22 protein-coding genes and 1 riboswitch are annotated in these 24,831 nt (G+C 71.1%); of the genes, 10 read left to right on the top strand and 12 right to left on the bottom strand.

What is annotated here, in order from left to right:
* Positions 1 to 79: 79 nt before the first annotated feature.
* Positions 80 to 1,297 (bottom strand): cell division protein ZapE, encoded by a 1,218-nt coding sequence (zapE, locus tag MET9862_RS12985; RefSeq protein WP_438616613.1) that lies wholly within the window; start codon positions 1,295 to 1,297, stop codon positions 80 to 82.
* 342 nt (positions 1,298 to 1,639) lie between these two features.
* Between zapE and MET9862_RS12980 the strand changes: the two genes are divergently transcribed.
* A complete protein-coding gene (locus tag MET9862_RS12980; RefSeq protein ID WP_142583375.1) occupies positions 1,640 to 2,239 on the top strand; it encodes a GNAT family N-acetyltransferase in 600 nt (199 codons plus the stop codon).
* A 111-nt stretch (positions 2,240 to 2,350) separates the two neighbouring features.
* On the opposite strand, the gene MET9862_RS12975 is transcribed toward MET9862_RS12980, so the two are convergent.
* Positions 2,351 to 3,199 (bottom strand): ComF family protein, encoded by an 849-nt coding sequence (locus MET9862_RS12975; protein WP_142583374.1) that lies wholly within the window; start codon positions 3,197 to 3,199, stop codon positions 2,351 to 2,353.
* Between MET9862_RS12975 and MET9862_RS12970 the strand changes: the two genes are divergently transcribed.
* Positions 3,194 to 3,922, top strand: coding sequence for a M15 family metallopeptidase (locus MET9862_RS12970; RefSeq protein WP_244612698.1), 729 nt, complete (start codon positions 3,194 to 3,196; stop codon positions 3,920 to 3,922). The two genes, MET9862_RS12975 and MET9862_RS12970, sit on opposite strands and share 6 nt — an antisense overlap.
* 93 nt (positions 3,923 to 4,015) lie before the next feature.
* On the opposite strand, the gene MET9862_RS12965 is transcribed toward MET9862_RS12970, so the two are convergent.
* Positions 4,016 to 5,359, bottom strand: a complete 1,344-nt coding sequence (locus tag MET9862_RS12965; protein WP_142583373.1) for a dicarboxylate/amino acid:cation symporter — start codon at positions 5,357 to 5,359, stop codon at positions 4,016 to 4,018.
* Positions 5,360 to 5,657: 298 nt separating this feature from the next.
* Between MET9862_RS12965 and MET9862_RS12960 the strand changes: the two genes are divergently transcribed.
* The 5 genes from MET9862_RS12960 (at position 5,658) to MET9862_RS12940 (ending at position 10,994) form a co-directional block, all read left to right on the top strand.
* Positions 5,658 to 7,502, top strand: a complete 1,845-nt coding sequence (locus tag MET9862_RS12960; protein ID WP_142583372.1) for a sensor histidine kinase — start codon at positions 5,658 to 5,660, stop codon at positions 7,500 to 7,502.
* The gene (locus MET9862_RS12955; RefSeq protein ID WP_142583371.1) at positions 7,499 to 8,845 is read left to right on the top strand and encodes a sigma-54-dependent transcriptional regulator; all 1,347 of its coding nucleotides are present in this window, start codon (positions 7,499 to 7,501) and stop codon (positions 8,843 to 8,845) included. Before MET9862_RS12960 ends, MET9862_RS12955 begins: the two co-directional genes overlap by 4 nt.
* Before the next feature lie 151 nt (positions 8,846 to 8,996).
* Positions 8,997 to 9,059, top strand: a riboswitch (Fluoride riboswitch).
* Positions 9,060 to 9,139: 80 nt separating this feature from the next.
* Positions 9,140 to 9,571: a fluoride efflux transporter CrcB gene (gene crcB, locus MET9862_RS12950; RefSeq protein ID WP_142583370.1), complete on the top strand. Its 432-nt coding sequence runs from the start codon at positions 9,140 to 9,142 to the stop codon at positions 9,569 to 9,571.
* Positions 9,572 to 9,684: 113 nt separating this feature from the next.
* Positions 9,685 to 10,716, top strand: coding sequence for an aldo/keto reductase (locus MET9862_RS12945; RefSeq protein WP_142583369.1), 1,032 nt, complete (start codon positions 9,685 to 9,687; stop codon positions 10,714 to 10,716).
* A 14-nt stretch (positions 10,717 to 10,730) separates the two neighbouring features.
* Positions 10,731 to 10,994 carry a GNAT family N-acetyltransferase gene (locus MET9862_RS12940; protein WP_142583368.1) on the top strand — a complete coding sequence of 88 codons (264 nt, stop codon included), beginning with the start codon at positions 10,731 to 10,733 and terminating at the stop codon, positions 10,992 to 10,994.
* Positions 10,995 to 11,007: 13 nt separating this feature from the next.
* Here the strand turns inward: MET9862_RS12940 and ppk2 are convergent, their stop codons facing one another.
* Positions 11,008 to 11,931 (bottom strand): polyphosphate kinase 2, encoded by a 924-nt coding sequence (ppk2, locus tag MET9862_RS12935; RefSeq protein WP_142583367.1) that lies wholly within the window; start codon positions 11,929 to 11,931, stop codon positions 11,008 to 11,010.
* A 512-nt stretch (positions 11,932 to 12,443) separates the two neighbouring features.
* Between ppk2 and MET9862_RS12930 the strand changes: the two genes are divergently transcribed.
* Positions 12,444 to 12,695 carry a hypothetical protein gene (locus MET9862_RS12930; RefSeq protein ID WP_142583366.1) on the top strand — a complete coding sequence of 84 codons (252 nt, stop codon included), beginning with the start codon at positions 12,444 to 12,446 and terminating at the stop codon, positions 12,693 to 12,695.
* A gap of 115 nt (positions 12,696 to 12,810) precedes the next feature.
* On the opposite strand, the gene MET9862_RS12925 is transcribed toward MET9862_RS12930, so the two are convergent.
* The 3 genes from MET9862_RS12925 to dinB form a co-directional block, all read right to left on the bottom strand.
* Positions 12,811 to 13,842 carry an HWE histidine kinase domain-containing protein gene (locus MET9862_RS12925; protein ID WP_185156852.1) on the bottom strand — a complete coding sequence of 344 codons (1,032 nt, stop codon included), beginning with the start codon at positions 13,840 to 13,842 and terminating at the stop codon, positions 12,811 to 12,813.
* A 181-nt stretch (positions 13,843 to 14,023) separates the two neighbouring features.
* A complete protein-coding gene (locus MET9862_RS12920; protein WP_142583364.1) occupies positions 14,024 to 14,776 on the bottom strand; it encodes a Crp/Fnr family transcriptional regulator in 753 nt (250 codons plus the stop codon).
* A 151-nt stretch (positions 14,777 to 14,927) separates the two neighbouring features.
* Positions 14,928 to 16,064: a DNA polymerase IV gene (dinB, locus tag MET9862_RS12915; RefSeq protein ID WP_142583363.1), complete on the bottom strand. Its 1,137-nt coding sequence runs from the start codon at positions 16,062 to 16,064 to the stop codon at positions 14,928 to 14,930.
* A gap of 158 nt (positions 16,065 to 16,222) precedes the next feature.
* Here dinB and MET9862_RS12910 point away from each other — a divergent pair, with 158 nt between their 5' ends.
* Positions 16,223 to 16,690 carry a hypothetical protein gene (locus MET9862_RS12910; RefSeq protein ID WP_244612697.1) on the top strand — a complete coding sequence of 156 codons (468 nt, stop codon included), beginning with the start codon at positions 16,223 to 16,225 and terminating at the stop codon, positions 16,688 to 16,690.
* Between the two features lie 9 nt (positions 16,691 to 16,699).
* Here the strand turns inward: MET9862_RS12910 and MET9862_RS12905 are convergent, their stop codons facing one another.
* Positions 16,700 to 16,906 (bottom strand): hypothetical protein, encoded by a 207-nt coding sequence (locus MET9862_RS12905; RefSeq protein ID WP_142583362.1) that lies wholly within the window; start codon positions 16,904 to 16,906, stop codon positions 16,700 to 16,702.
* Positions 16,907 to 17,033: 127 nt separating this feature from the next.
* Positions 17,034 to 17,768, bottom strand: a complete 735-nt coding sequence (locus MET9862_RS12900) for a DUF3750 domain-containing protein (RefSeq protein ID WP_142583361.1) — start codon at positions 17,766 to 17,768, stop codon at positions 17,034 to 17,036.
* 231 nt (positions 17,769 to 17,999) lie between these two features.
* Here MET9862_RS12900 and MET9862_RS12895 point away from each other — a divergent pair, with 231 nt between their 5' ends.
* Positions 18,000 to 21,173, top strand: coding sequence for a glycosyltransferase (locus MET9862_RS12895; protein ID WP_142583360.1), 3,174 nt, complete (start codon positions 18,000 to 18,002; stop codon positions 21,171 to 21,173).
* Between the two features lie 13 nt (positions 21,174 to 21,186).
* Here the strand turns inward: MET9862_RS12895 and MET9862_RS12890 are convergent, their stop codons facing one another.
* The 3 genes from MET9862_RS12890 to mmsB form a co-directional block, all read right to left on the bottom strand.
* On the bottom strand, positions 21,187 to 22,911 hold the full coding sequence (locus MET9862_RS12890) for an AMP-binding protein (protein ID WP_142583359.1): 1,725 nt from the start codon (positions 22,909 to 22,911) through the stop codon (positions 21,187 to 21,189).
* 96 nt (positions 22,912 to 23,007) lie between these two features.
* The gene (locus MET9862_RS12885) at positions 23,008 to 23,781 is read right to left on the bottom strand and encodes an enoyl-CoA hydratase (RefSeq protein ID WP_142583358.1); all 774 of its coding nucleotides are present in this window, start codon (positions 23,779 to 23,781) and stop codon (positions 23,008 to 23,010) included.
* Complete coding sequence (mmsB, locus tag MET9862_RS12880) at positions 23,781 to 24,680, bottom strand: 3-hydroxyisobutyrate dehydrogenase (RefSeq protein WP_142583357.1); 900 nt, start codon at positions 24,678 to 24,680, stop codon at positions 23,781 to 23,783. The genes MET9862_RS12885 and mmsB overlap by 1 nt, the downstream gene beginning before the upstream one ends.
* Positions 24,681 to 24,831 lie beyond the last annotated feature (151 nt).

The following is a 24,831-nucleotide window of genomic DNA, read 5'->3' as shown; positions in this document are numbered from 1 at the left end:
AAGCTTCGCGGGCGGTCTCAGGGCCCGCGGGAAGATAGATCGCGCGCAGGCGAGATCGACTCTCCCCCGTGCCTTCCGCTCAGGTCTCGACGAGGCCGGTGCTGGCGCCGCTCGGCTCCCCCTTGCCATGCGGCAGGGCGAGGTATTCCGAGGAGCGCATCTCGATCAGCCGCGAAACAGTGCGGTCGAACTCGAAGGCCTCACGGCCCTCACGGGCGGTGTAGAGGTCCTGCGCCTCGGCCTCGGCGGAGGCCACGAGCTTCACCTGCGCATCGTAGAGGGTGTCGATCAGCGTGATGAAGCGCTTGGCCTCGTTGCGCTGAGCCTCGCCCATCACCGGGATGTCCGAGACGATCAGCGTATGGAAGCGCCGGGCCAGCGCCATGTAGTCGGAGGCGCCGAGCGGCTGCGCGCAGAGGTCGCGGAAGCCGAAGCGGGCGACGCCCATCGCCTCTTCCGGCACCGGCACGTCGCGGCCCTGCACGCGCACGCTGGTCGGCGCCCCCTTGGCCTTGCCGGTCAGGCTGCGGAAGGCGGCATCCAGCGCCTCCTTCGCCGCCGCATCGGCCGGGACATGGTAGACCGGCGCGCCGCCGAGCTTCTCCAGGCGGAAATCGGTGCGGGAATCGAGGCGCATCACCGTCACCCGCTCCTGCAGTTCCGCGATGAAGGGCAGGAACAGCGCACGGTTCAGGCCGCCCTCGTAGAGCCGGTCCGGCTCGACGTTCGAGGTCGCCACCACCGTGACGCCCCGGGCGAACAGCGCCTTGAACAGACGCCCCAGGATCATCGCGTCGGCGATGTCGGTGACGGTGAACTCGTCGAAGCAGAGGAGCTTCGCCTCGGCGGCGAGCGCCTCGGCCACGGGGCCGATCGGATCGTCGCCCTTCACCTCGCCGCGCTTCAGCGCCTGGCGGTAGGCGTGGATGCGCTCGTGCGCGTCGGCGAGGAAGCCGTGAAAATGGACGCGCCGCTTCGCGCCCGGGGCGGCCTCATGGAACAGGTCCATCAGCATGGTCTTGCCGCGGCCCACGGAGCCCCAGAGGTAGAGCCCCTTGGGCGGCGGCCCGGTCTCCTTGCGGCCGAACAGCCAGCCCAGCGCGCTGCCCTTGCTGGCCCGCTGACGCCGCTGCAGCGCCTGGATCAGCCCATCGAGGGCGCGCACCACCGTGACCTGGGCGGGGTCCCGCTCGATCGCCCCGGAGGCGACCAGGGCCTCGTAGCGCTGCTGGACCGGGCCCGAGGCCGCGATGCCGGCCGATGGCGCGGAGGTCTGGACCTGTGGGCTGACTGTCACGGTTCTGCTCTCCGGGCCGCGCCGCACGCTTCGGGCCGACCCTCGCGGCGATCTGCCGTGATGCCGCCTGCGGATCAACCGGCACGGGGGCCGCAGCGTTGACAGAAGGCCACGGCCGGCACTGAGTGCGCTCACGAAACGCCCGGCGGCCAGGCGATCTCCTTCTGGGCACGACGGCGCAGCTGGCGTTTCGTGAGTGTCTCCGCGGCGACCGTGCGACGCACGGGCATCGGCATTTCCGCTGCATTGCACAAAATTGGCAGCGGTGCCACAGTGCGCCGGCCTTGGGAGGGGACGTCCGGACCCGCGTGCCGCGTGCGCGTCGCAGACCGGAGACCCGATTTGGCAACGCCAGCAACCACCTTCTCGCCGGGCCCTGCCGTCCGGCGTCTGTGGCCGAGCGATCAGCCGGCCATCCTGGACTATTTCCTGCGCCTCGACCCCGAGACGCGTGCCAACCGCTTCCTGGGCGGCGTCGGCGAGGCCGGCGTGCGCGCCTATGCGGAGCGCGTCGTCGCGGCGGAGGGCCTCGCCTTCGGCGCCTTCGTGGACGGGGCCCTGCGCGGCCTCGGCGAGTTGCGGCCGGCGGGGCCCCACGCCTCCGCCTTCAGCCTCGGGGCGCAGGCCGAGGCTGCCTTCGCGGTGGAGCGGGCCTATCGCCGCCGCGGTCTCGGCACCGCCCTGTTCGCGCGCATCGCGCGGGCCGCCCGCAACCGCGGGGTCGGCAGCCTGCACGTGCGCTGCCTCGCACGGAACCGTCCGATGATCCGGCTCGCGGCAAAGCTCGGGGCCGAGTTGCGCACCGGCGCCTTCGAGGCCGAGGGCGACGTGTCCCTCGCCCAGCCGACGCCGTTCTCGCTCTGGTACGAGACCATCGCCGAAGCCTACGACTTCACCCTCGCCGTGGTGCGGCCGCCCCTGCGGACGGACGAGGCCGCCTGATCCGGGGTTCCGGTTGATCCCAGTGGAACCCGTATCGGCAAGCCCGCGCGCCGATTGAGCGCCATCGCCATCCGCCCTCCCGAAGGGATCGATCGCGGATCGTCGGAGGCGTCACCCCAGCGGCTCGGCCACCAGGGCGAAGGTGAGAAGATCGACGCGCGCCGCGCCGCCCCGCAGCAGCGCGCGCGCGGCGGCGTTGGCGGTGGCCCCCGTCGTGGTCACGTCATCGACGAGCAGGACATGCCGGCCCTGCAGCCGCGGGCGCGCGGACCGCGGCACCGTGAAGGCACCCTGAAGGTTCTCGGCGCGGGCCGCCCGCGACAGACCGACCTGCGAGCGCGTGGCCTTGGCGCGCGCGAGCAGCCCCGGCTCGAAGGGCAGCCCGGCCGTCTGGGCGATCGGCCGGGCGAGGAGCGCCGCCTGATTGAAGCGCCGCCGCCACAGGCGCCAGCGGTGGAGCGGCACCGGCACCACGCAATCGGCCTCGGCGAGCAGTTCGGCGCCACTCGCCGCCATCATGCGGGCCATCGCCCCGGCGAGATCGTGACGATCCTCGTATTTCAGCCGGTGGACGAGGCGGCGCGCCACGGCGTCGTAGAGGGCCACGGCCCGGGCCCGCGCGAAGACCGGCGGCTCGCTGATCGCGCGCGGGGAGAGCAGGGGCGGGCCACCGAAGTCCACGGCGAAGGGCGTGCCGTAACGCGGGCAGAGGGGCGGCGCGATCAGGCGCAGGGATGACCAACAGGCCGGGCAGAGCGCACCGGCATCCATGGTGGCGCCGCCGCAGCCGGCGCAGGTCGGCGGGAAGACCAGGGCGAGGGCGAGACGGGCGAGGCCGCGCGCGGCGCGGCGGCCCTCCGCCAACACGGCACCGGGCCGGACCTTGCCGATCCTCGGTCGCCCGGCGATCGTGCCGGCTTCGTCGCGCAGGTCAGGACAGGGAGAGACAGGCCGGTGCATGCGAACCATCACCATCCCGCGCTGCGGTTGCGCGCCAACGCAGCACGGCGGCGGCCCTGCCGCAAGCGCGCGGCCATCCTCGTCCCCCTGATCCTGGCGGGCCCCGCATGGGCCGGCCCCAACCTCGTCGATGCGAGCCGGATCGTGCCGGGGCTCGCCACGGAGATCCGCTATGCGACCGGCCACAACTTCGTCGGGCGGCCCATCGACGGCTACGAGGCACCGCTCTGCCTGCTGACGCCGGAGGCGGCGCGGGCGCTTGCCCGGGCCCAGGACGCGCTGGCGCGGAACGGCCTCGGCCTCAAGGTCTTCGACTGCTATCGGCCGCTCAGGGCGGTCGCCCATTTCGTGCGCTGGGCGCGCGACCTCGACGATCGCGTCGGCGAGGCCGAGTTCTATCCGGAGATCGACAAGCGCGACCTGTTCCGCCTCGGCTACATCGCCGAGCGATCGAGCCATGCGCGCGGCTCGACCGTGGACATCACGCTGATCGACCGGGCAAGTGGGGCGGAATTGCCGATGGGCACGCCCTTCGACCTGTTCAGCCCGCGCTCGGGGGAGGGGGCCGAACTCCCGTCGGCGGAGCGGGCCAATCGGGCCCGGCTCCGGGCGGCCCTGGAGGCGGCGGGCTTCGCGCCCTATCCGCAGGAATGGTGGCACTTCACCCTGCGCGACGAGCCGCATCGCGGCCCGGGCTTCGATGTGCCGGTGACGGCGCGCTGAGCGGCAGACGAGACGGGCCGCGGACGCCCTGTGGCATCCGCGGCCCGGATCGGTCGCGCCGGCCACCCCGCGGGCGGCCGGCGGACTCGGGCGTCACTCGGCCGGCTGAAGAACCGGGGCGGAGGTCTCCGCCGGTACCGACTTGCCGCCCAGGGCTGCGGCGAGCTTGGCCTCGTCGCACTCGCCTTCCCAGCGGGCGACGACGATGCAGGCCACTGCGTTGCCGATGAAGTTCGTCAGAGCGCGGCACTCCGACATGAACCGGTCGATGCCGAGGATCAGCGCCATGCCGACCACCGGGACCGAGGGCACCACCGCGAGCGTCGCCGCCAGCGTGATGAAGCCCGAGCCGGTGACGCCGGCCGCGCCCTTCGACGAGAGCATCGCCACGAGGAGGAGCAGCGCCTGCTCGCCCAGCGACAGCGGCGTGTCGGTGGCCTGGGCGATGAAGAGCGCCGCCATCGTCATGTAGATGTTGGTGCCGTCGAGGTTGAACGAGTAGCCGGTCGGGACCACGAGGCCGACGACCGGCTTCGAGCAGCCGGCGCGCTCCATCTTCTCGAGCAGCGAGGGCAGGGCCGACTCGGAGGACGAGGTCCCGAGCACCAGCATCAGCTCTTCCTTAATGTAGCGGATGAGCTTGACGATCGAGAAGCCGTTGTAGCGGGCGACGGCGCCGAGGACGAGGAAGACGAAGATCGCCGAGGTCAGGTAGAAGGCGCCGACGAGGTAGGCGAGGTTGGCGAGCGAGCTGATGCCGTACTTGCCGATCGTGAAGGCCATCGCGCCGAAGGCGCCGAGCGGGGCGACCTTCATGATGATGTTCACGACGCCGAAGATCGCCTCGGACAGCACCTTGATGATGTCGAGGACCGGCTTGCCGCGATCGCCGAGGAAGGCGAGGCCGAAGCCGAACAGGATCGAGAAGAACAGGACCTGCAGGATCTCGCCGCCCGAGAACGCGCCGACGGCCGTCGTCGGGATGATGTTCATCAGGAAGTCGGTGATCGACTGCGTCTTCGCCTTCTCGGCGTACATCGCGATCTGCTTCGCATCGAGCGACTTCGGATCGATGTGCATCCCCGCGCCCGGCTGGACGAGGTTCGCGACGATCAGGCCGACGATCAGGGCCAGCGTCGAGAAGGTGAGGAAGTAGATCAGCGCCTTGCCGCCGACGCGGCCGACCTTCTCGAGGTTGGTCATGCCGGCGATGCCGGAGACGACGGTGAGGAAGATCACCGGCGCGATGATCATCTTGACGAGCTTGATGAAGGCATCGCCGAGCGGCTTCATGTCCGCGCCGAGTTGCGGATAGAAGTGGCCGAGCGCGATACCGATCGCGACGGCGACCAGCACCTGAAAATACAGGGTCTTGTAGAGCGGCTTCGGGGCCGGCGGCGCATGCGGCGCGGTGAGCGGGGACGGTACGGCAGCCATGGCGGCATCTCCTCGTGATCCAGGTCGGTTCGACGCCTCGGGCTCCGTCGCGGACGGGCTTCGGTCGCTCTTGCTTTTGGCCTGCAGGCTTGCAGTCATGCGCGGGTGGCAGGGCTGCGTTACGGATCGGGAATGGCAACCCCCGTGCCAGCCGGCAGCCGCCGGAAATATTTTGTTAACGCCCTGATCTGACAGTGTTTTTCTGCAACCTTTTCCGCCCGGTCCGCGGCGCCCTTCCGAGATCCCGCACGCGGGTCCGCATTCCGTTCCGGAATCCCGGAACGGCGGGCAGCGCGCCATGACGGCGCCGCGATCCGGTTCGCGCCGGCTGCGCACGCTGCTGATCGGGCTCGGGCTGCTCGCCATGGCGTCCTCCGCCTGGCTCGCCGGAGCGATCGCGGAACGCCGCGCCCTCGCGGATCTGCGGCGCGCGGCCCAGTCGACCCTGGTCATCCAGGTGGGCGCGCTGCACACGGAGATGCGCCGCCAGAGCGCCCTGCCGCTGGCGCTCGCCGCCGACCCGGAGATCGTCGCCGCGGTCGGGCCGGATCCGGCCCCCGGCCTCGCCGACAGGCTGAGCGCGCGGCTCGCCGAGATCGTCGAGGCGACGGGCTCGGCGGTGATCTACGTGATCCGCGCGGACGGGCTGACGGTGGCCGCCAGCAACGCCGCGATGGAGCGCAGCTTCGTCGGACGCAACTACGCCTTCCGGCCCTATTTCCAGGAGGCCATGGCGCGCGGGGCCGGCGCGCAATTCGCCCTCGGCACCGTGAGCGGCCGGCCCGGCCTCTACCTGTCCCGCCGCATCGGCGACGGGGCGGGCGTGGTCGTGGTCAAGACCGAGTTCGACGGGGTCGAGGCGGCGTGGCAGGCCGCCCGCGAGCTGGTCTTCGTTGCCGATCCCCGCGGGATCGTGCTGGTGGCGAGCGACCCCGCCTGGCAGTTCCGGACCCTGCGGCCGATCGAGCCGGGGGCGCAGGCCCGGATCCGCGAAGCGCTGGAATTCGGAGAGGCCGCCCTCGCGCCGATGCCGCTTCATCCGGCTGCGGACGGACTGGTCAGGGTCGGCCGCGGCGCGCAGCCGGCCCAGCTCGCCCTAATGCTCGACGCGCCCGTGCCCGAGACCGAGTGGCGCCTCCACACCCTGACGCCGGTCGGTGGCGCCGTGGCCCGCGAGCGCAATCAGGCGCGGGCCATCGCGGTCCTCGCCACCGGCCTCGCCTGTTTCGGACTCGGCACCCTGCTTGCCCGACGCGCCCGCGTGCGGGCCCGGCTCGCGGAGGCGGCAACCCGCCGCGCGGAGCTCGAGGCCCGCGTCGCCGAGCGGACCCAGGCGCTCAGTGAGGCGAACGCGCAGCTGCGCGACGAGATCGAGGAGCGCCGCCGCTCGGAGATCGAGCGCGAGCGGCTCGGCCGCGAGCTCGCCCAGGCCGGACGCCTCGCAGCCCTCGGCCAATTCGCTGCGAGCATGGCCCACGAGATCAATCAGCCCCTCGCCGCGATCCGTTCCTATGCCGACAATACCGGCATCCTGGTCCGGCGCGGGCGGTCCGACGATGCCGTGGAGAACGTCGCCGCGATCGGCCGGCTGGTGGATCGGATCGGCGGCCTGACCCGCCAGCTCAAGGGCTTCGCCCGGCGCGCCTCGGGCCGACGCGAGCCGGTCTCCGTCGAGGCGATCCTCCGGGGCAGCCTGGAGGTCGTCGCCAGCCGCGCGCAGAGCCAGGGCGTGCTCCTGAACGTGGAGAGCGCGCCGGACCTGTCCGTGATCGGCGACGGGCCGCGCCTGGAGCAGGTGCTGATCAACCTGCTCCAGAACGCCCTCGACGCCGTGGCCAAGCGGCCCGATCCGGAGGTGTCGGTGACGGTCTCGACGGTCGTCCCACGGCGCGCGGCCATCGCGGTGCGCGACAACGGCACCGGCATCCCGGACGCCGAGCGCGCCCAGATCTTCGATGCCTTCTTCACCACCAAGCCGGACGGGCTGGGGCTGGGCCTCGCGATCAGTCGCGGCATCGTCGAGGAATGCGGCGGCACCCTGAGCGTTCAGGATGCAGAGGGCGGCGGCACCGTGTTCCGGATGGAACTCGACCGGGCCGTCCCCGCTGAACCGGCATCCGCCCTGCAGACCGAGGCGACATGAGCGAGACCGATCCCGCCGAGCGCATCGTCTTCGTCGACGACGAGGAGGATGTGCGCCGCGCCAACCGCCAGAGCCTGGAACTCGACGGCCTCGCGGTCGAGGCGTTCGGCGATGCGGAGAGCGCGCTCGCGGCGATCGAGGCCGCGCCGCCGGGGGTCGTCGTCAGCGATATCCGCCTGCCGGGCCTGGACGGGCGCGCCCTGTTCGAGCGCCTGCACGCCGCCGATCCGGATCTGCCCGTGATCCTGATCACCGGCCACGGCGACATCCCGATGGCGGTGCGCTCGCTGCGGGCCGGCGTCTACGACTTCCTGGCCAAGCCGTATGCGGCGGAGGCGCTCATCGGCTCGGTGCGCCGCGCCCTGGAGCGGCGCCGTCTCGTGCTGGAGAACCGCCGCCTGCGGGCGCGGCTGGAGGAAGCGGTGGACGAGGACCCGGCCTTCCTCGGGATCTCGCCCGAGATCGTCCGCTTGCGCCGCCTCGTGCGCGACGTGGCCCAGGCCGATGTCGACGTGCTGGTGCTGGGCGAGACCGGCTCCGGCAAGGAGGTGGTGGCGAGCGCCCTGCACCGCTGGAGCCGGCGCGCCTCCCGCAACTTCGTGGCGATGAATTGCGGGGCGCTGCCCGACAGCGTGGTCGAGAGCGAGCTGTTCGGCCACGAGGCGGGTGCCTTCACCGGGGCGGTGAAGCGCCGCGTCGGCCGGGTCGAGCACGCCCAGGGCGGCACCCTCTTCCTCGACGAGATCGAGAGCATGCCGCTGCCGATCCAGGTGAAGTTCCTGCGCGTGCTGCAGGAGCGCACCGTCGAGCCGCTCGGCTCGAACGAGATCCGCCCGATCGACATGCGCGTGGTGGCCGCCACCAAGGTCGATCTCGGCCAGGCCTCCGTGCAAGGCACCTTCCGGGACGACCTCTTCCACCGTCTCAACGTGATCACCGTGTCGATCCCTCCCCTGCGGGAGCGGCGGGAGGACGTGATGCTGCTGTTCCAGCACTTCCTCACCCGTGCGGCCGACCGCTTCGGACGGGAGGCGCCGCCGGTGACACCGGCGATCCGCGACCATCTCGCGCGCCATGCCTGGCCCGGCAACGTGCGCGAACTCGGCCATTTCGCCGAGCGCTGCGCCCTCGGCTTCGGACCGGAGGAGCGTGCCGCCCCGGCTCCGGGTCCGGCCCCGAGCCTTGCCGAGCAGGTCGACCGTTTCGAGCGCGACCTGATCCGGGACGAGCTGATCGTGGCGGGCGGCGACGTGAAGCTCGCGGCCGAGGCCTTGGGCCTCCCGCGCAAGACCCTCTACGACAAGCTCGGTCGCCACGGCCTCGTGGCGACGGATTTTCGATAGAGCACGATGCGGAAACGCGGAATCCGGCTCTCCGAAATCATCGTGCGATCACAACAGGATAAAGCATGCTGCTCTTTCACAGAAGCAGCAGCATGCTTTAGGGGTCGCGGCGCGACGGGATTTGCGTTGCGCCGCGCGAGCGGCTACGCCCGGTTGCGATGGGGATGGAGTTCCCCGACAACCGCCCGCGTGGGCTGATGACTCCTACCGCGAAGCCAGCGGTAGGCGTGTGCCCGGAGCCACCCGCCGCGACGGCGGGTTTTTTCATGCCCGCCGCAGAAGCCTGGAGCGCGCATGTCCTTCACCACCTGCCTTTGGGTCATGATCGGCGGTGCCCTCGGCACCCTGGCCCGCTACCTCGTCTCGGTGCTCGCGCTGCCGATCAGCCGCGACCTGCCGTGGGGCACGATCATCATCAACGTCACGGGCTCCTTCGTCATCGGACTGTTCGGCACGCTGACGCTCGCCCATGGGCGCTTTCCCGCCTCCGAGAACCTGCGCCTCTTCGTGATGATCGGGTTGTGCGGCGGCTACACCACCTTCTCGTCCTTCAGCCTCCAGACCCTCGATCTCATGCGGAACGGCGCGACCGTGCGGGCCCTCGTCAACGTGGCGGCCTCCGTGGTGCTCTGCATCGGCGCGGTCGCCCTCGGTCACGGCATCGCGGCCCGCATCAACGGGAACGCCGTGCAGATCGCTCAGGCCGTGATCGAGGAGGAGGGCTGAAGACCGGGGCCGCCCTGCAGGGCACCCCTGCAGCGGCCGGGGGCGGCCGAAGCGGAATGCCGCGCTAGATCGATCAGGCGCTCCCGCGACGCCAGATCCCATGCGAGGACCCGATGGAATACAGGCAGTTCGGACGCTCCGGCCTGATGGTGCCGGTGCTCAGCTTCGGGACCGCCACGTTCGGCGGCACCAACGAGTTCTTTCAGCGATGGGGCCAGACCGACGTCGCCGAGGCGACGCGGATGGTCGATCTCTGCCTCGATTCGGGGGTGAACTTCTTCGACACCGCCGACATCTACTCGCAGGGCGCCTCGGAGGAGGTCCTGGGTCAGGCGCTCAAGGGCAAGCGGGACCGGGCGATCCTCTCGACCAAGGCGACGTTCCGTTTCAACGACGACCTCAACCAGGTCGGCTCGTCGCGCTACCACCTGATCCGCGCCTGCGAGGCCAGCCTGAAGCGGCTCGGCACCGACCATATCGACGTCTACTTTATGCACGGCTTCGACGCGCTCACCCCGGTGGACGAGACGCTGCGGGCCCTCGACGACCTCACCCGGTCGGGCAAGATCGGCTATATCGGCGCCTCGAACTTCTCCGGCTGGCAGCTCATGAAGGCGCTCGCGACGTCCGAGCGCCACGGGCTCGCCCGCTACGTCGCCTATCAGGGCTACTATTCCCTGATCGGCCGCCACTACGAGTGGGAGCTGATGCCGCTTGGCCTCGACCAGGGCGTCGGGCTGATGGTCTGGAGCCCGCTGGGCTGGGGCCGGCTCACCGGCAAGATCCGGCGCGGACAGGCGAACCAGGGCGGCCGGATCGCCGCCGGAGGCGCCGAGGGCGGCCCGCCGGTCTCCGACGACTACCTCTACGGCGTGGTCGATGCCCTCGACGCGGTCGCGGCCGAGACCGGCAAGACCGTGCCGCAGGTGGCGCTGAACTGGCTCCTGTCGCGGCCGACCGTGTGCAACATCGTGGTCGGCGCGCGCACCGAGGAGCAGCTCAAGCAGAATCTCGGCGCCGTCGGCTGGTCCCTCACGCCCGAGCAGGGCGCGCGGCTCGACGCGGCGAGCCGCGAGACGCCGATCTATCCCTATTGGCACCAAATGGGGTTCGACGAGCGCAACCCGAAGCCGACCTCCTGGTAGGGCCCGTCCCCCGCATGCGCGACAATGCCGAGCGCCAGCGCTTCGAGCTCGATGTCGACGGTCAGATCGTGTTCGCCGATTACGAGCGGCAGCCGGGCCTGCTCGTGATCCGTTACGTCTACGCTCCGCCCGCCCTGCGCGGCACCGGCGCGGCCAGCCGCCTGATGGGATTGGTCGCGGGCCGGGCCCGCGAGGAAGAGCGTCGGATCGTGGCGCTCTGCGGCTACGCTCGGGGTTGGCTCGCCAGGAGCCGAACCCACCGCGACCTGCTGGCCTGAGGCGCACCCTCGCTCAGTAGCGGTCGGGCGCGATCATCGTGTCCGGCACCGGGGCCCGGATGTAGTCCGCGTGGCGCACCCGGTCCGGCAGGTGGACCGGCGGGTGGTCGACATGACCGTAGGGCACCTGCTCGAGGAGATGCGCGATGCAGTTGAGCCGGGCGCGACGCTTGTCCACCGCCTCGACGACCCACCAGGGCGCCTCGGGAATGTGGGTGCGGGCCAGCATGTCCTCCTTGGCGCGGGTGTAGTCCTCCCAGCGGCGCCGGGATTCCACGTCCATGGGCGACAGCTTCCACTGCTTCAGGGGATCCTCGATCCGCATGCGGAAGCGGAAGGCCTGCTCGGCATCGGTGATCGAGAACCAGTACTTCACCAGCACGATGCCGGAGCGGACCAGCATGCGCTCAAATTCGGGGACCGAGCGGAAGAACTCCTCGACGTCGGCCTCCGCGCAGAAGCCCATCACCCGCTCGACGCCGGCGCGGTTGTACCAGGAGCGGTCGAACAGCACGATCTCGCCCGCCGCCGGCAGATGGGCGACGTAGCGCTGGAAGTACCATTGCGTGCGCTCGCGCTCGTTCGGAGCGGGCAGGGCGGCGACACGGCAGACGCGGGGGTTCAGGCGTTGCGTGATCCGCTTGATCACGCCACCCTTCCCGGCGGAATCGCGGCCTTCGAACAGCACGACGATGCGCAGCTTCTCGTGCTGCACCCAGTCCTGCAGCCGCACCAGCTCGTGCTGCAGACGCAGCAGCTCGCGGAAATACAGCCCGCGGCTCAGGGCCGGCTCACGCCCCTCCAGCGGCACGCCATCGAGCCGGTCGAGCCGGTCCTCCTCCATCTCCTGCTCGAGCTCCTCGTCGTAGCTGTCAATCAGCTCGGCGCGGATGGCGGCCAGGGTCGCGGCGTCGGCCACGCTCGAATCTTCGGACATCGGTCTGCTTGTCGTGAGATCGCGGTCACGCGTTCGGTAGCAGGCGCCCATGACACCTCCGAGACGCCGAGGCCGAGGTTCCCGGCCTGAGGCGGCGCGCGACGGGACACGGCGCCTCCGCGCCGAACCGGATCGCCCGCGGCCGGGTTGGCGCAAGGGGGTCCAGCCGGACCGGGGGGGGCCGGCGCCACGACGAGGAGCGTGCCATGCCAACCCAGAGCCGCGATCCGGCGGCAAACAAGGCGAGGCCCGAGCCGCGCAAGCCTGTTCGCGACACGTCGGAGCGCGACAAGGAAGCCGCAGACCGTTGCCGCACCACGCCGAGCGGTCGGCTCGACCCGAGTCCGCACCGGACCGGCAGCGCGCGCTGAGCCCGTCGCGGCCGGCGGGCGGGCTCAACGCGGTCCGCCTCCAGCGTGCGGCAGCGCACCGAAGCAGAGCCACCAACCTGTGTGATTGCGAGAGCGGCGTGGCTGCGGACCATCAGCACCCAGGCCACAGGGAGTGACGCGATGGTCGATCGATCCAGCAGGACGGCGGAATTCTGGGCGTCGGTGACGGATCTCGTCACCACCAAGGTCGAACCCGTGCTCGGCGCCGATGCGACGGCCCGCGCCCCGGTCCGCGCTTATCTCCGCGACCTCGAAGCCGTGGCGCGCTCCGAGGGCGGCAGCCGTGAGGCGCTGCAGGTGATCGCCTCCGGACGCCGCCTGCTCGGCGACCGCAGCGACATCACCGAGGCGGACCGGCGCCGTCTCAGCTAGCACGCCCTTCCGCCGAGGCGGATGCCGGCTCGGCAGGCGAGGACGCGCCAACCCAACGGCTTGGAGCCGTCGAGGCGGCCGTGGGACCGGCCCTCCGATCCGCGGATGTCGCGCTCTACCGGACCGGCTCGATCTGGAGGCCGACGGGCAGGACGATCCGGCAGGCCAACCCCTCCGGGTTGAAGCGCACCGCGGTGTCGGCCTTGAGGTCGTGGACGAGCATCCGCTCCAGTACGTCCATGCCGAAGCCGCTGCGGCGCGGCGGGCGTACCGCGAGCGGCACGCCGCTCTCCGTCCAGTCGAGAACCAGATGCTCGGCGCCGTCGATCTGCTCCAGGCGCCACGCAACGTCGATCCGGCCGGCGGGCTGCGCCAGGGCCCCGAACTTCAGGGCGTTGGTCGCGAGTTCGTGCAGGGCGAGTCCCATCCGTTCGGCCGCCCGGGCGCGCAGGAGCACGAGCGGCCCAGCGATCCGCACCTGCCGGTCCTCGTTGGCACAACAGGCATCGAGCTCATCCGCGGCGAGCATGGCGAGGCTGATCCCGGCCGACGGGTTGCGGATCACCGCGCTCTGCACCCGCGAGAGGGCGTCGAGGCGCCCGTCGAGATGCATCGCATAGGTCTCGACGCTGTCGCTGGTCTCGGCGGAGCGGCGCGCGATCACCCGCACGGCGGCCAGCGTGTTGCGCACCCGGTGCTGCAGCTCGAACAGCATCTGGATCTGCTGCTCCTGCAGCGATTTCATGTCGTGGATGTCGGTGGCGGTGCCGCACCATTCCGTCACCCGCCCGCCCGCATCGCGCACGGGCAGCGCGCGGCACTCGAACCAGCGGTAGGTGCCGTCCGCGGCGCTGCGCAGCCGGTGCTCGACCTCGAGGCGCCCCCCGGCCTCGGCCCCCTGCCAGGCCAGGGCCGTCCGCGCCCGGTCGTCCGGATGCACGGCAGCGAGCCAGCCCTGACCCTCGAACTGTCCTCCGGTCTGGCCGGTATACGCGGCCCATTGCCCGCTCGCCCAGATCCAGTCGCCGCCGGGCAGCGCGCGCCAGACGAGCTGCGGCAAGGTTTCCACCAGCAGGCGCAACGCCTCGGGCCCATCCTGCCCCAGGGCCGGATGAGTCCCGGGAAGGTCTTCGCGCCGCTCTGTCATGCGTCGGCACCCTTCGGCTGCCTCAGAATCGGATCGAGCCTGCCGCTGCCCGGTCTTCGGGCCGCGACAACCTGTGCAATCGAGAGCAGCCGCACACGGATCCCGATCGCGCGGGATGCGGGCTGCCCATCCAAGAAGATCCTGCCCTGCGCCCCGCGCTCCGCCCCCCAGCGCCTCGCGCTCATGATTCGGCGACCGCGCCCGCGTCGAGATGCCGGCCGACATGGTCGAGATGCAGGTAGTTCGGATTGAACAGCGAGGCGACCTGCAGCGCCTTCAGATCCGGGACCGTCAGGTGCCGGCCCTTCAGCACGATCAGCCCGGCGCCGCGCAGCTCCTGCAGCGTGCGGTTGATGTGCACGGTCGAGAGGCCCATGGCATCGGCGAGATCCGCCTGCGTCACCGGCAGCAGGCAGCCATCGCCCTCGGTCAGCCCGACGGTGCGCAGGCGCACGAACAGCTCGCAGAGGAGGTGGCCGACCCGCTCGGTGGCCGACCGCTGGCCGAGATTGACCGTCCATTCCCGCTGGATCGAGGCCGAGACCAGCGTGTCCCACCACAGCGCCTGCATGATGCGCGGCTGCCGGTTCGTGATCTGGATCAGGCTCTCGCGCGACATCTCCGCGAAGGTGACGGGCGTCAGCGTGCCGATCGAGTGATCCATCGCCTGCAGCACGTAGACATGCGAGTCGCAGAGGTCGCCCGGCAGGAAGAACGAGATGATCTGGCGACGCCCGTCCTCCAACTGCTTGTAGCGGCAGGCCCACCCGTCGAGGATCAGGTTGATGTGGCTCGGACGGTCGCCCTCGCAGATGATGTCCTCACGCGCGCCGAGCCGCCGCTGCTTCTCGACCGTGATCGACTCCAGCGCCTGCCGGTCGAGGACCGAGAGACGGGTGAAGGATTCCAGCTTGCGGATGAGGTGCAGCGGCATCCCGTTCCCCGACCGTCCCGGCGCCGGAAACTAAGCCTGCTCGCAGTGGTAGAAATTCAACTGCGTTAATTTTCTAGTAGCATCCGGGGGAGGGACAAATCCTCAACCCATGGAGCGCTCCCGCGGCGCTGTCCTGGCGTGGCCGACCGGGTCAGAGACCGAGGCCGAGCTGCGTCGGCGCCGTGTCCTGCTGCGTGCTCAGGCCCGACAGGCTGACGCCGATCAGGCGCGCGCTGCGCCGCAGGGGGAAGAGGTCGCGCAGCAGGCTCAGGGCGACCGCCTCGAAGGCCGTGCAATCGGCCAGGAAGGCGGCACCGGAGCGGGCTCGGGTCAGGATCGCGAAATCGGAGAACTTGAGCTTCAGCGTCACCGTCCGTGCACGGACGCCCTTGGCGAGACTCGCTCCCCAGACCCGCTCGACCAGCGGGCGCAGGCGCTCGGCCAGGGCGTCGTAGGCCTCGACATCCGTGAAGAAGGTAGTCTCCGCGCCGATCGACTTGCGGATCCTGTGCGCCCGAACCGGCCGCTCGTCGATGCCGCGGGCGACGGCGTGGTAATAGGCGCCCGATGAGCCGAACCGGGCGACGAGTTCTTCGAGCGGACGCGCCTTCAGGTCGCGCCCGGTCTCGATGCCGAGGCCGCGCATGCGCGCCTCGGTCTTCGGCCCGACGCCGTGGAAGCGCCCGATCGGCAGGTCCTCGATGAAGCGTGTCCCCATCTCCGGCGTGATCACGAAGAGGGCGTCCGGCTTGCGGTGGTCCGAGGCCACCTTGGCCAGGAACTTGTTGTAGGAGACGCCCGCCGAGGCCACGAGGCCGGTGCGTGCGAGGATCGTCGCCCGGATGGCGCGCGCCACCGCGGTGGCGGTCGGCAGGCCCTGGAGGTTCTCGGTGACGTCGAGATAGGCCTCGTCGAGGGAGACCGGCTCGATGATCGCCGTATGCTCGGCGAAGATCGCCCGGATCTCCTGCGAGATCGCGGCATACACGTCGAAGCGCGGCTTCACGAAGATCAGGTCGGGACAGCGCCGCCGTGCGGTGACCGCCGGCATGGCCGAGCGCACGCCGAAGGCGCGGGCCTCATAGCTCGCCGCGGCGACCACGCCGCGCTCGCGCGCGCCGCCCACCGCGACGGGGCGCCCGCGCAGGGCCGGATCGTCCCGCTGCTCGACGGAGGCATAGAACGCATCCATGTCGATATGGATGATCTTGCGGGCTCGCGCGCCGTCGCGCCCGGCCTCGCCGGCCGAGACCACGCTTCCGAGCGCCGCTTCCCCCAAGTTCGACATATGTTCTGGATGGCTCCGGCAGGTCCGACGGGTCAAGCGGCTCTCCGTCGGCCATCCACCGCGATCTCGGCCACCGGCGGCGGCGCCGGGCTTGGCGGCGCGGCGGGACGCCCTATCACCATTGGAGGGGATGGACCGTGTAGGGATCGCGTAAGGCCATGACGTATCGGAGACATCGCGCCCGCCTCGCGGTCGCCACCCTCACCGTCGCTGTGAGCTGGGGCGCGGCCTGGAGCACGGCAGCCGAAGCCGGCTGCCTGCGCCGGGTCTACAACCGCTCGGCCTATGTCCTGGTGGCGAGCCGGGACGGCGGCCCGCCGGTGACCCTGTTGCCAGGGCGTTCCGTCCCGCTCCGGCTCGAGCGTCCGGGCCGGCTCAGCCTCTCGGCCTATTGCGCCGTCCCGGGTTCGGGCAGCCGCCCGGTCGCGGAGGCGAGCTTCGACTACGAGGCGGTGCTCGACCGCTGCTTCATGCGCTTCGGCGAGCGCCACCTCCGACCGGAATTCGGTGGCGGCTTCCTCGGCCGGCAGGGCACCGCGCCCTTCACCGTCAACAATCCGGCTCAGGGCGACGTCGTCCTGGGCCCCTTCACCGCCGATTGCCCGGTGCTCAGCCGCGGCGGCTGAGGCCGGCCGTCAGAGGGCGTGCCGGAGCATGACGCCCGACGGGATGATCGGCAAAGGCTCGGACGCGGCGAGATCGGCAGCGCCGCGCCAAGCGACGAGCACACCGCCGAGGATCAGGCTGAGCGAGACGAGAAGCGGGCTCGCCAGGGGCACGACGACGAGCGCCAGCGCAGCGAAGACGAGGCTCAGGAAACGGGTCGATCGGGAGAGAGTCATCGGGCCGCCTCCGCTGCGACGGCGCAACCCTTGACGTACGGCCGTTTCGCTCCCGTTTCCTGCGCTCGTTCCATCCGCGGCGAGGTGCGCCGCCGCACACGAACACGTCCGGGCGCGATCGGTGCCGTCAGAGCCCGACGCGGCCGACCCCTGGCAGTTTGAGGGCTGGACGCCGCAGATCGAGCCCGGCCACCGCACCCAGCAGGTTCAGCTCGACCCCTTCGACCCAGCCAATGGTCAGCCCGAGATAACCGCCGAGGTTGAGACGCAGACCCGTTCCGGACGGGGTCCGGCCGAACCAGCGCCCGTCATAGGGAAAGTCCTTGCCGATGGCGGTGGCCGGCAGGCTCGCGCCCATCGCGGGCACTGCGGCCATGATCGCGGCAACGAAGGTGTTCGAGTTCGGCCCCGGCCAGACCGTGTAGTCGCCGGGCTGCGCATAGCGGTAAGACGCGATCACCGCACGGATGTCGGGGATCATGGCGGCGGCCTCGTCCCCATCAGCCGCGAACACGACCTCCGGCGTGCTGCCGAACCAGCGTCCGTCCGGCACGAACCGGTCGACCCAGATCGGCCGGCCCCAGGCCGTGTAGTCGAAGCGACTGTAGGTGCGCCCCCCCGCCTCCTTGACGACCACCCAGGCATGGGTCGCGAAGATGCCGCGCCAACTCACCGTACGCGCGGACAGGATCCGCACGACGGCTGCCGGATGGCGAGCCGGATCGGGCAGCAGGCCGGCGCTGGAGCGGTCGGCCAGGCGCCAGTCGCCGCGCTCGCGCACTGCGTAGAGCAGGGCGGAGACGGCGATGGGGGCGATGAAGGCGAGGACGAGCGCGAGGACGGTGATCCGGAGAACGACCACGGAGAAGACCGGTTCGGGAGGGGACGACGGCCATATGGGTATGGCCAGGCCGGCCGACGAGAGCCGTGAATGCGCACGCGTTGTTCATTGGACGCGGGGGAGGGCGTACTTTTCGTCAACCCGCAAAAGCCGTTATGAGGCGCGGACCCGAACGGGCCCGGCGGCGGGCCTGGCGGATCCGGCGAGGTTCGCGGCTCTGCCGTTTCTGGGGCCAAAGGGAACGAGCAGGCATTGGATCTCCTGAAGTACCTGAGGCGCCTGTCCCTCGGCGGCCAGCGCTGGCTGCCGATGCAGAGCGGCCCGGTCGCGTGGTTCGCGGTCTTCAACGGCGGCGTCGTGGTCGCGGTGAGCGCAGACGTGCGGCCGGAGGAGGTCCGTGTCGCGGCGCGCGCGGGCCGAGGTCCGGATCGGGTCCTGCCCATCGCGCGGATCACGCGGACCGAGAGCGAGGCTCTCGTCACCGCAGCCCTCGACCCAGCGCTCTTCGGGACCGCCTCGGCCGTCACCGTCAGCGTGACCGTCCGCGGACGCACGCGCCGCCGCCGCTTCACCACCGGTCCCGGCCTCTATGCGGGGCATCTCGACGGGGTGCGCAATTACGGCCTCGAAGGCTGGATCTCTCCGCTCTTCTCGGACCCGGCTCCCCAGGTGCAGTTGCTCGTGGACGGGGTTGCGGGCGAGCCGGTCGGGCTCGACCGCTTCCGCCGGGAGCTCATGCTGCCCGGAGGCCAGGGCGGCTGGAACGGCTTTCGCCTGCTGCTCCCGCACCACGTCCTCGATGGATCGGCGCACCGGCTCGGCGTGCGGGCGGGGGACACCGTGCTCGATCTCGGCCATTGGAGCGCGCGGCCGAAATTCCACATCGAGGCGGCCAACGCCCTGCGCCTGTCCGGCTGGTATTTCGACCGCTCGACCGGAGACGTGCCCACCACGATCCGGATCGTCAGTGACGGCATCACACGGGCCGAGGTGAAGACCCACGCCCGCCCGGACATCAAGGCGACGTTCGGCCGGAACTGGGCGAGCTTCTCGTTCGACGACGTCGCGTTCACCGAGGGCAGCACCCTCGTCGCGGGGCCGGAGGGCACCGGCGTCGTGGTCGGCCAGATCGGCGATGCGGTGCTGGCCCGGGTCGCGGCCCGCCGGGGCGAGGCCCGCGCGCTGCTGCTCGGCGGCGAGGGCCGGCCGAGCGAGCCGACCGCGACCCTGCCCGAACGCAGTGCCCTGCGCCGGCGCATCCGCGAGGAGGACCGCGTCTGCGACGCACGCATCGCCTTCCGCCCCTCGACGCGCGCCTCGATACAAGCCGCGCCCGTTGCGCCGCGCGCGCATGCGCTGCGCGTCAATCCCGGTCCGCTGCCGCCGGTCTGCGCGATCGTCCCTGTCTATAACGGCCTGGACGACCTCAAACTCTGCCTCGCCTCGCTGATCCCGCAGCTGCGCGTGGGACGGATCCGGGCGCTGGTCATCAATGACGGTTCGCCCGATCCGGCAGTCGCCACCGTCCTGGCCGACCTCGCCGCGCGTGGGGTGCCCGGGCTCACGATCCTCCACAATCCGGAGAATCTCGGCTTCATCGGCACCGTCAACCGGGGTCTCAGCCTGCTCGAGCCCGGCGAGGACGCCCTTCTCGTCAACGCCGACACGATCCTGCCGCCCGGCGCCGTGGAGCGCCTGAGCCGCCATTGCCACGGCCGGCGCGGCATCGCGTCGGTCACGCCGATGTCCAACACGGCGACCCTGCTGAGCTTCCCCAGCCTGACGCTGCGGAACCGGCCCGCCCTCGGACTCGACGTGGAGGCGCTCGACCGCGCCTTCCAGGCCGAGGGGGCCGAGCCGGCGGAGATCCCCACCGGCGTCGGCTTCTGCATGCACATGAACCGGGCGGCCCTCGACGAGGTCGGCCCGCTCTCTCCCGATTGGGGCCGGGGCTATTGCGAGGAGGTCGATTGGTGCCTGTCGGCGCGCGATCTCGGCTGGATCCACCTGGCGGCGACGGACACCTTCGTGATGCACGAGGGCTCGGTCTCCTTCACCAATACCACCCGGCTCGAACTGCTCGCGACGAACCACGCCCGGCTCGAGGCGCTCTACCCCGAATACAATGAGGAGCTGACCGCCCTCACGCGGTCCGACCCCTTCGAGCGCCTGCGCATCGCGGTCCTGCTGCGCCTGCTCGCCGGACGGTTCCGCAGGTTCACCCTCCACCTGACGCACGGGCTCGGCGGCGGCACCAAGCGCTACGTCAACGACCTGCGGATGCTGCCGCGCGAGCAGGACCACGAGGTGGCGATCCTCGCCCCCGTCGACGATACGGGCGAGGACACACGCCTCGAACTCGCCTTCGACGGGGCTGAGACGACGCTCACCCTGTCACCGGATCGCGTCCCGGATCTGCTCTCCGCGCTCGAAGCATCGGGCGTCTCGGTGAGCCTCCACGTGAATTCGCGCCTGACCTACGGGAGCGGCCTTCTGGAGCGGCTCCTCTCGGGCGACCGCCCCTATGTCGTGATGCTGCACGACTTCCAATGGTACTGCCCGCGCGTGAATCTGACCGACGGGCGCAAGTTCTATTGCGGCGAGCCGCCGCCGGACGTCTGCCAGCTCTGCGTCGGTGGCGGGGTGGACTACAACTTCGCCGATCAGGCGGCGCTGATCGAGACCGATCTCGACGCCTTCCTCGGCTTCAACACGCGGATCCTGCGCGGCGCGCAGCGGCTGCTGGCGCCCTCACAGGACACGGCCGACCGCTACCGGGCACGGCTCGGCCTCGACGACATCGTCGTGGTGCCCCATCCCGAGCCGCATGCGGGCCAGGGGCCGCAGCCGTCCGGCCGGGTCGCTCCTGTTCCGGCCGCGCCACCTGCCGCCGGACCGCTGCGGATCGCGGTCGTCGGCGCGATCGGCGCCCATAAGGGGTTCGAGCTCCTGCTGCGCATGGCCGAGCGGGCTGCGCGCGACCGGATCCCGTTCTTCCTCACGGTGATCGGCTACACGCCCGACACGCCGAGCCTCGTGCGCTACGGCAATGTCGAGGTCACGGGCGCCTACGCGCCCGCCGAGCTGGGCGCCCGGCTCGCCGCCGCCGAACCCGACTTCGTGCTCCTGCCGAGCGTCTGGCCCGAGACCTATTCCTATGTCCTGTCCGAGATCTGGGACGCGGGCTTTCCGGTCGTGGCCTTCGATTTCGGCGCACCGGCCGAGCGCATCCGGAGCGCGGGCGGCGGCGTTCTGATCCCGCCGACCCGCGACCCGCGGGCGCTCCTCGACACGCTGTTCGCCTTGCGCGACGGGCCGATCCCCGCGGAGGTCCCAGCCCTGGACCCCACCCGCTATGCCAGTCTCGATGCCTATGCCCGGGCCGGCGGCATCGGCCCGGACGGGTTCGCCCTGGAACCGGGCTGACGGCCGGATCGCCTCAGTCCGGCCGGGGCCCGCTCTCGGCCCGCAGCTCCGGGAAATCCGACTGGGTGAAGGCACGGCCGCGATAGGGATCGTCGGTGCGGCCCTCATGCTCCAGCCGCCGGAGCTGGACGCGCCGGATCTTGCCCGAGATCGTCTTCGGCAACTCGCCCACGAATTCCAGAGCCCGCAGGCGCTTGAACGGGGCGAGTCGGCTGTTGGTGAAGCGGAAGATCTCGAGCGCCGTCTCGGGTGTCGGCTCCGCGGAGCCGACGAGGGCGAGATAGGCCTTCGGCACGGTATGGCGGATCGCATCGGGGGCCGGCACCACGGCCGCCTCCGCGACGGCCGGGTGCTCGATCAGCACGCTCTCCAGTTCGAACGGGCTGATCCGGTAGCCCGACGACTTGAAGACGTCGTCGGCGCGGCCGACGAAGGTGAGCCGTCCCGCCTCGTCCAGGAACGCGACGTCGCCGGTGCGGTAGAGCGCCCCCTCCGCGCCCGAGAGCCGGCCCGCGCCGTCGTCGTAGCCCTGCATCAGGCCCGCCGGCCGCTCCCCATCGAGGGGCAGGCAGACCTCGCCCTCGCTCGCCGGGTTGCCGTCGATATCGAGTACGCGCACCCGGTAGCCCGGCAGCGGGCGGCCCATCGAGCCGGGGCTCACGGCCTGCCCCGGCGTGTTGGCGACGATGGCCGTGGTCTCGGTCTGGCCGTAGCCGTCGCGGATGGTGAGGCCCCAGGCCTCGGCCACGCGCTCGATCACCTCCGGGTTCAGCGGCTCGCCCGCCGCGCAGACCTCGCGCAGAGCGAGCCTGTAGGCGGTGAGATCCTCCTGGATGACGAGGCGCCACACGGTCGGCGGCGCGCAGAGCGTCGTGGCGCCGCAGCGTTCCAGAACGCCGAGCAGCGCCTTGGCGCTGAAGGGCGCCTGATTGACCACGAAGATCGTGGCACCCGCGTTCCAGGGCGCGAAGAACGAGGACCAGGCGTGCTTCGCCCAGCCCGGCGAGGACACGTTGCAATGGATGTCGCCGGGCTGAAGCCCGAGCCAGTACATGGTCGAGAGCGCGCCTGCCGGATAGGAGCGGTGGCTGTGGCGCACCAGCTTCGGCTTCGCCGTGGTCCCGGAGGTGAAGTAGAGCAGGAACGGATCGTCGGCCTGCGTCGGCGCATCGGGCGCGAAGGCTTCGGATTCGGAGAAGGCCGCGTCGTAGGGCTGCCAGCCCGGGACGGCCGGGCCCGTCACCACCTTGGTGATGCCGCCCGTCTCCACGCCCTCGAAGCGCGCGACCTGCTCGGGACCGGCCACGATCATCCGCGCCCGGCCGCGCTCCAGCCGGTCGGCGAGCTCGTCCGCCGTCAGCAGTGTCGTCGCCGGGATGACCACGGCGCCGAGCTTCATCGCGGCCAGCATGGTCTCCCACAGGGCCGGCACGTTGCCGAGGAGCAGGAGGAGGTGATCGCCGCGCCGCAATCCGAGCCCGCGCAGGTGGTTGGCCACCTGATTCGAGCGCCGGCTCAATGCGGCGAAGGTGAGCCGGATCTCGGCGCCGCTCGCCGCGTCGACGATCCAGAGCGCGGTGCGCTCGCGGCTCTCGGGGGATCCGGCAAGATCGGCGTCGAACCAGTCGAGCGCCCAGTTGAACGGAACCGGATCCGGCCAGCGGAAGGCCGCCACCGCGGCCTCGTGGTCGGTGCGGTGGGCGAGGAGCAGGTCCCTCGCCTCGCGGAAGCTCGGCATCGGCGTTCTCCCAAGGGTACTTCGCGGCTTCTTGTTGTGCCTGTCCTAATCCGTCTCGCGGCTCGCTTCCTCCCCCCTCATGGGAGGAGCGCGGCGTCATTCATGCGTGAACCTCGCCGGCCGCTTCTCCACGAAGGCGGCCATCCCTTCCTTCTGGTCCCGCGTCGCGAACATGGCGTGGAAGACGCGCCGCTCGAAGCGCACGCCCTCGGTCAGCGTGGTCTCGTAAGCGCGGTTGACCGCCTCCTTGGTCATCATGGCGATCGGCAGCGACATCGCGGCGATCGTCTCGGCCGCCTTCATCGCCTCGTCGAGGAGCTGGTCGGCCGGCACCACACGCGAGACGAGGCCGGAGCGCTCGGCCTCGGCCGCGTCCATGTTGCGCCCGGTCAGGCACATCTCCATCGCCTTCGACTTGCCGACGAAGCGGGTGAGGCGCTGGCTGCCGCCGATGCCCGGCATCACGCCGAGCTTGATCTCGGGCTGGCCGAACACGGCGGTATCGGCGGCCAGGATGAAGTCGCACATCATCGCGAGCTCGCAGCCGCCGCCCAGTGCGTAGCCCGCCACCGCCGCGACGATCGGCGTGCGCACGGCGGTGAAGCGCTCCCAGTCGGCGAAGCGGTCGCCGCCATACATCTCGGCATAGGTCGCCGCCTGCATCTCCTTGATGTCGGCGCCCGCCGCGAAGGCCCTGGCCGAGCCGGTCAGCACGATGCAGCCGATCTCGGGATCCGCGTCGGCCCGCGTCGCGGCGTCGATCACCTCGGCGGTGAGCTGCCGGTTGATGGCGTTGAGTGCCTTCGGCCGGTTCAGGGTGATCAGCAGGACGCGCCCGCGCGTCTCCGTGAGAATCGTCTCGTAATCCATCAGGCCGCGTCCCCCGCCTCGCTGCCGCGCAGCATACGGATGATGCCGGAAAAGTCCTCGGCTCCGTGCCCGAGGGCGTTGAAAAGGGCGTAGAGTTGTGCGGCCTCGGCCCCGAGCGGCGTCGCGGCGCCCGCGCTCGCCGCAGCGGCCTGGGCGAGGCGGAGGTCCTTCAGCATCAGTCCGGCGGCGAAGCCGGGGCGGTAATCGGTGTTGGCGGGCGAGGTCGGCACGGGCCCCGGAACGGGACAATAGGTGGTCAGCGACCAGCACTGGCCGGAGGAGACCGAGGCCACGTCGAACAAGGCCTGGCGCGACAGGCCGAGCTTCTCGCCGAGCGCGAAGGCCTCGCAGACCCCGATCATCGAGATGCCGAGGATCATGTTGTTGCAGATCTTGGCCGCCTGACCGGCGCCGGCCGCGCCGCAATGGAACACCGACCTGCCCATCGCCTTGAGCACCGGTTCGGCCCGCGCGAAGGCCTCGGCCGAGCCGCCGGCCATGAAGGTGAGGGTGGCGGCCTTGGCGCCGCCCGTTCCGCCCGAGACCGGCGCGTCGATCGACGGGCAGCCGCGCGCCTCGGCCAGCGCGTGGGCCCTGCGCGCGCTCTCCACGTCGACGGTCGAGGAATCGATGAGCAGCGTGCCGGCCGGAACGGCTCCGGTGAGCTGCGTCCAGACCTCGACCACGTGCTGGCCCGCCGGCAGCATGGTCACCACGATATCGGCGCCTTCGGCCGCCTCCAGGGCGGATCCCGCGACCGCGACGCCGGCCGCGCGCGCTGCATCGAGGGAGGCCGGGACGAGGTCGAAGCCCCGCACCGCGTGGCCGGCCCCGACGAGATTGGCCGCCATGGGGCCGCCCATATTGCCGAGCCCGATGAACCCGATGGTCTGCGCCACGCGCGCCTCCCTGTGTTGGGCGGGATGATCCCGCTCGTTCCGCTTCGAGATTTCCGGGCACCGACCTCATTCTGAGGTGCCCGCGTCAGCGGGCCTCGAAGGAGGCCTCCAGAAATCCCGGCGTCTCATGGAGGCCTCTTCGAGGCCTCCG

It is taken from the genome of Methylobacterium symbioticum (assembly GCF_902141845.1).
In the GTDB taxonomy this organism is placed as follows: Bacteria; Pseudomonadota; Alphaproteobacteria; order Rhizobiales; family Beijerinckiaceae; genus Methylobacterium; species Methylobacterium symbioticum.
Note: the sequence above shows the minus strand (reverse complement) of the source record. Positions and strands in the feature narration are given on the sequence as shown.

Coding starts and splice junctions, on each gene's coding strand:
- MET9862_RS12940 (WP_142583368.1), top strand. CDS start 10,731: ATGCGCGACAATGCCGAGCGCCAGCGCTTCGAGCTCGATGTCGACGGT.
- crcB (WP_142583370.1), top strand. CDS start 9,140: ATGTCCTTCACCACCTGCCTTTGGGTCATGATCGGCGGTGCCCTCGGC.
- MET9862_RS12925 (WP_185156852.1), bottom strand. CDS start 13,842: ATGACAGAGCGGCGCGAAGACCTTCCCGGGACTCATCCGGCCCTGGGG.
- dinB (WP_142583363.1), bottom strand. CDS start 16,064: ATGTCGAACTTGGGGGAAGCGGCGCTCGGAAGCGTGGTCTCGGCCGGC.
- MET9862_RS12885 (WP_142583358.1), bottom strand. CDS start 23,781: ATGGATTACGAGACGATTCTCACGGAGACGCGCGGGCGCGTCCTGCTG.
- MET9862_RS12905 (WP_142583362.1), bottom strand. CDS start 16,906: ATGACTCTCTCCCGATCGACCCGTTTCCTGAGCCTCGTCTTCGCTGCG.
- MET9862_RS12890 (WP_142583359.1), bottom strand. CDS start 22,911: ATGCCGAGCTTCCGCGAGGCGAGGGACCTGCTCCTCGCCCACCGCACC.
- MET9862_RS12955 (WP_142583371.1), top strand. CDS start 7,499: ATGAGCGAGACCGATCCCGCCGAGCGCATCGTCTTCGTCGACGACGAG.
- ppk2 (WP_142583367.1), bottom strand. CDS start 11,931: ATGTCCGAAGATTCGAGCGTGGCCGACGCCGCGACCCTGGCCGCCATC.
- MET9862_RS12930 (WP_142583366.1), top strand. CDS start 12,444: ATGGTCGATCGATCCAGCAGGACGGCGGAATTCTGGGCGTCGGTGACG.
- MET9862_RS12945 (WP_142583369.1), top strand. CDS start 9,685: ATGGAATACAGGCAGTTCGGACGCTCCGGCCTGATGGTGCCGGTGCTC.
- MET9862_RS12960 (WP_142583372.1), top strand. CDS start 5,658: ATGACGGCGCCGCGATCCGGTTCGCGCCGGCTGCGCACGCTGCTGATC.
- MET9862_RS12920 (WP_142583364.1), bottom strand. CDS start 14,776: ATGCCGCTGCACCTCATCCGCAAGCTGGAATCCTTCACCCGTCTCTCG.
- MET9862_RS12910 (WP_244612697.1), top strand. CDS start 16,223: ATGACGTATCGGAGACATCGCGCCCGCCTCGCGGTCGCCACCCTCACC.
- MET9862_RS12975 (WP_142583374.1), bottom strand. CDS start 3,199: ATGCACCGGCCTGTCTCTCCCTGTCCTGACCTGCGCGACGAAGCCGGC.
- MET9862_RS12965 (WP_142583373.1), bottom strand. CDS start 5,359: ATGGCTGCCGTACCGTCCCCGCTCACCGCGCCGCATGCGCCGCCGGCC.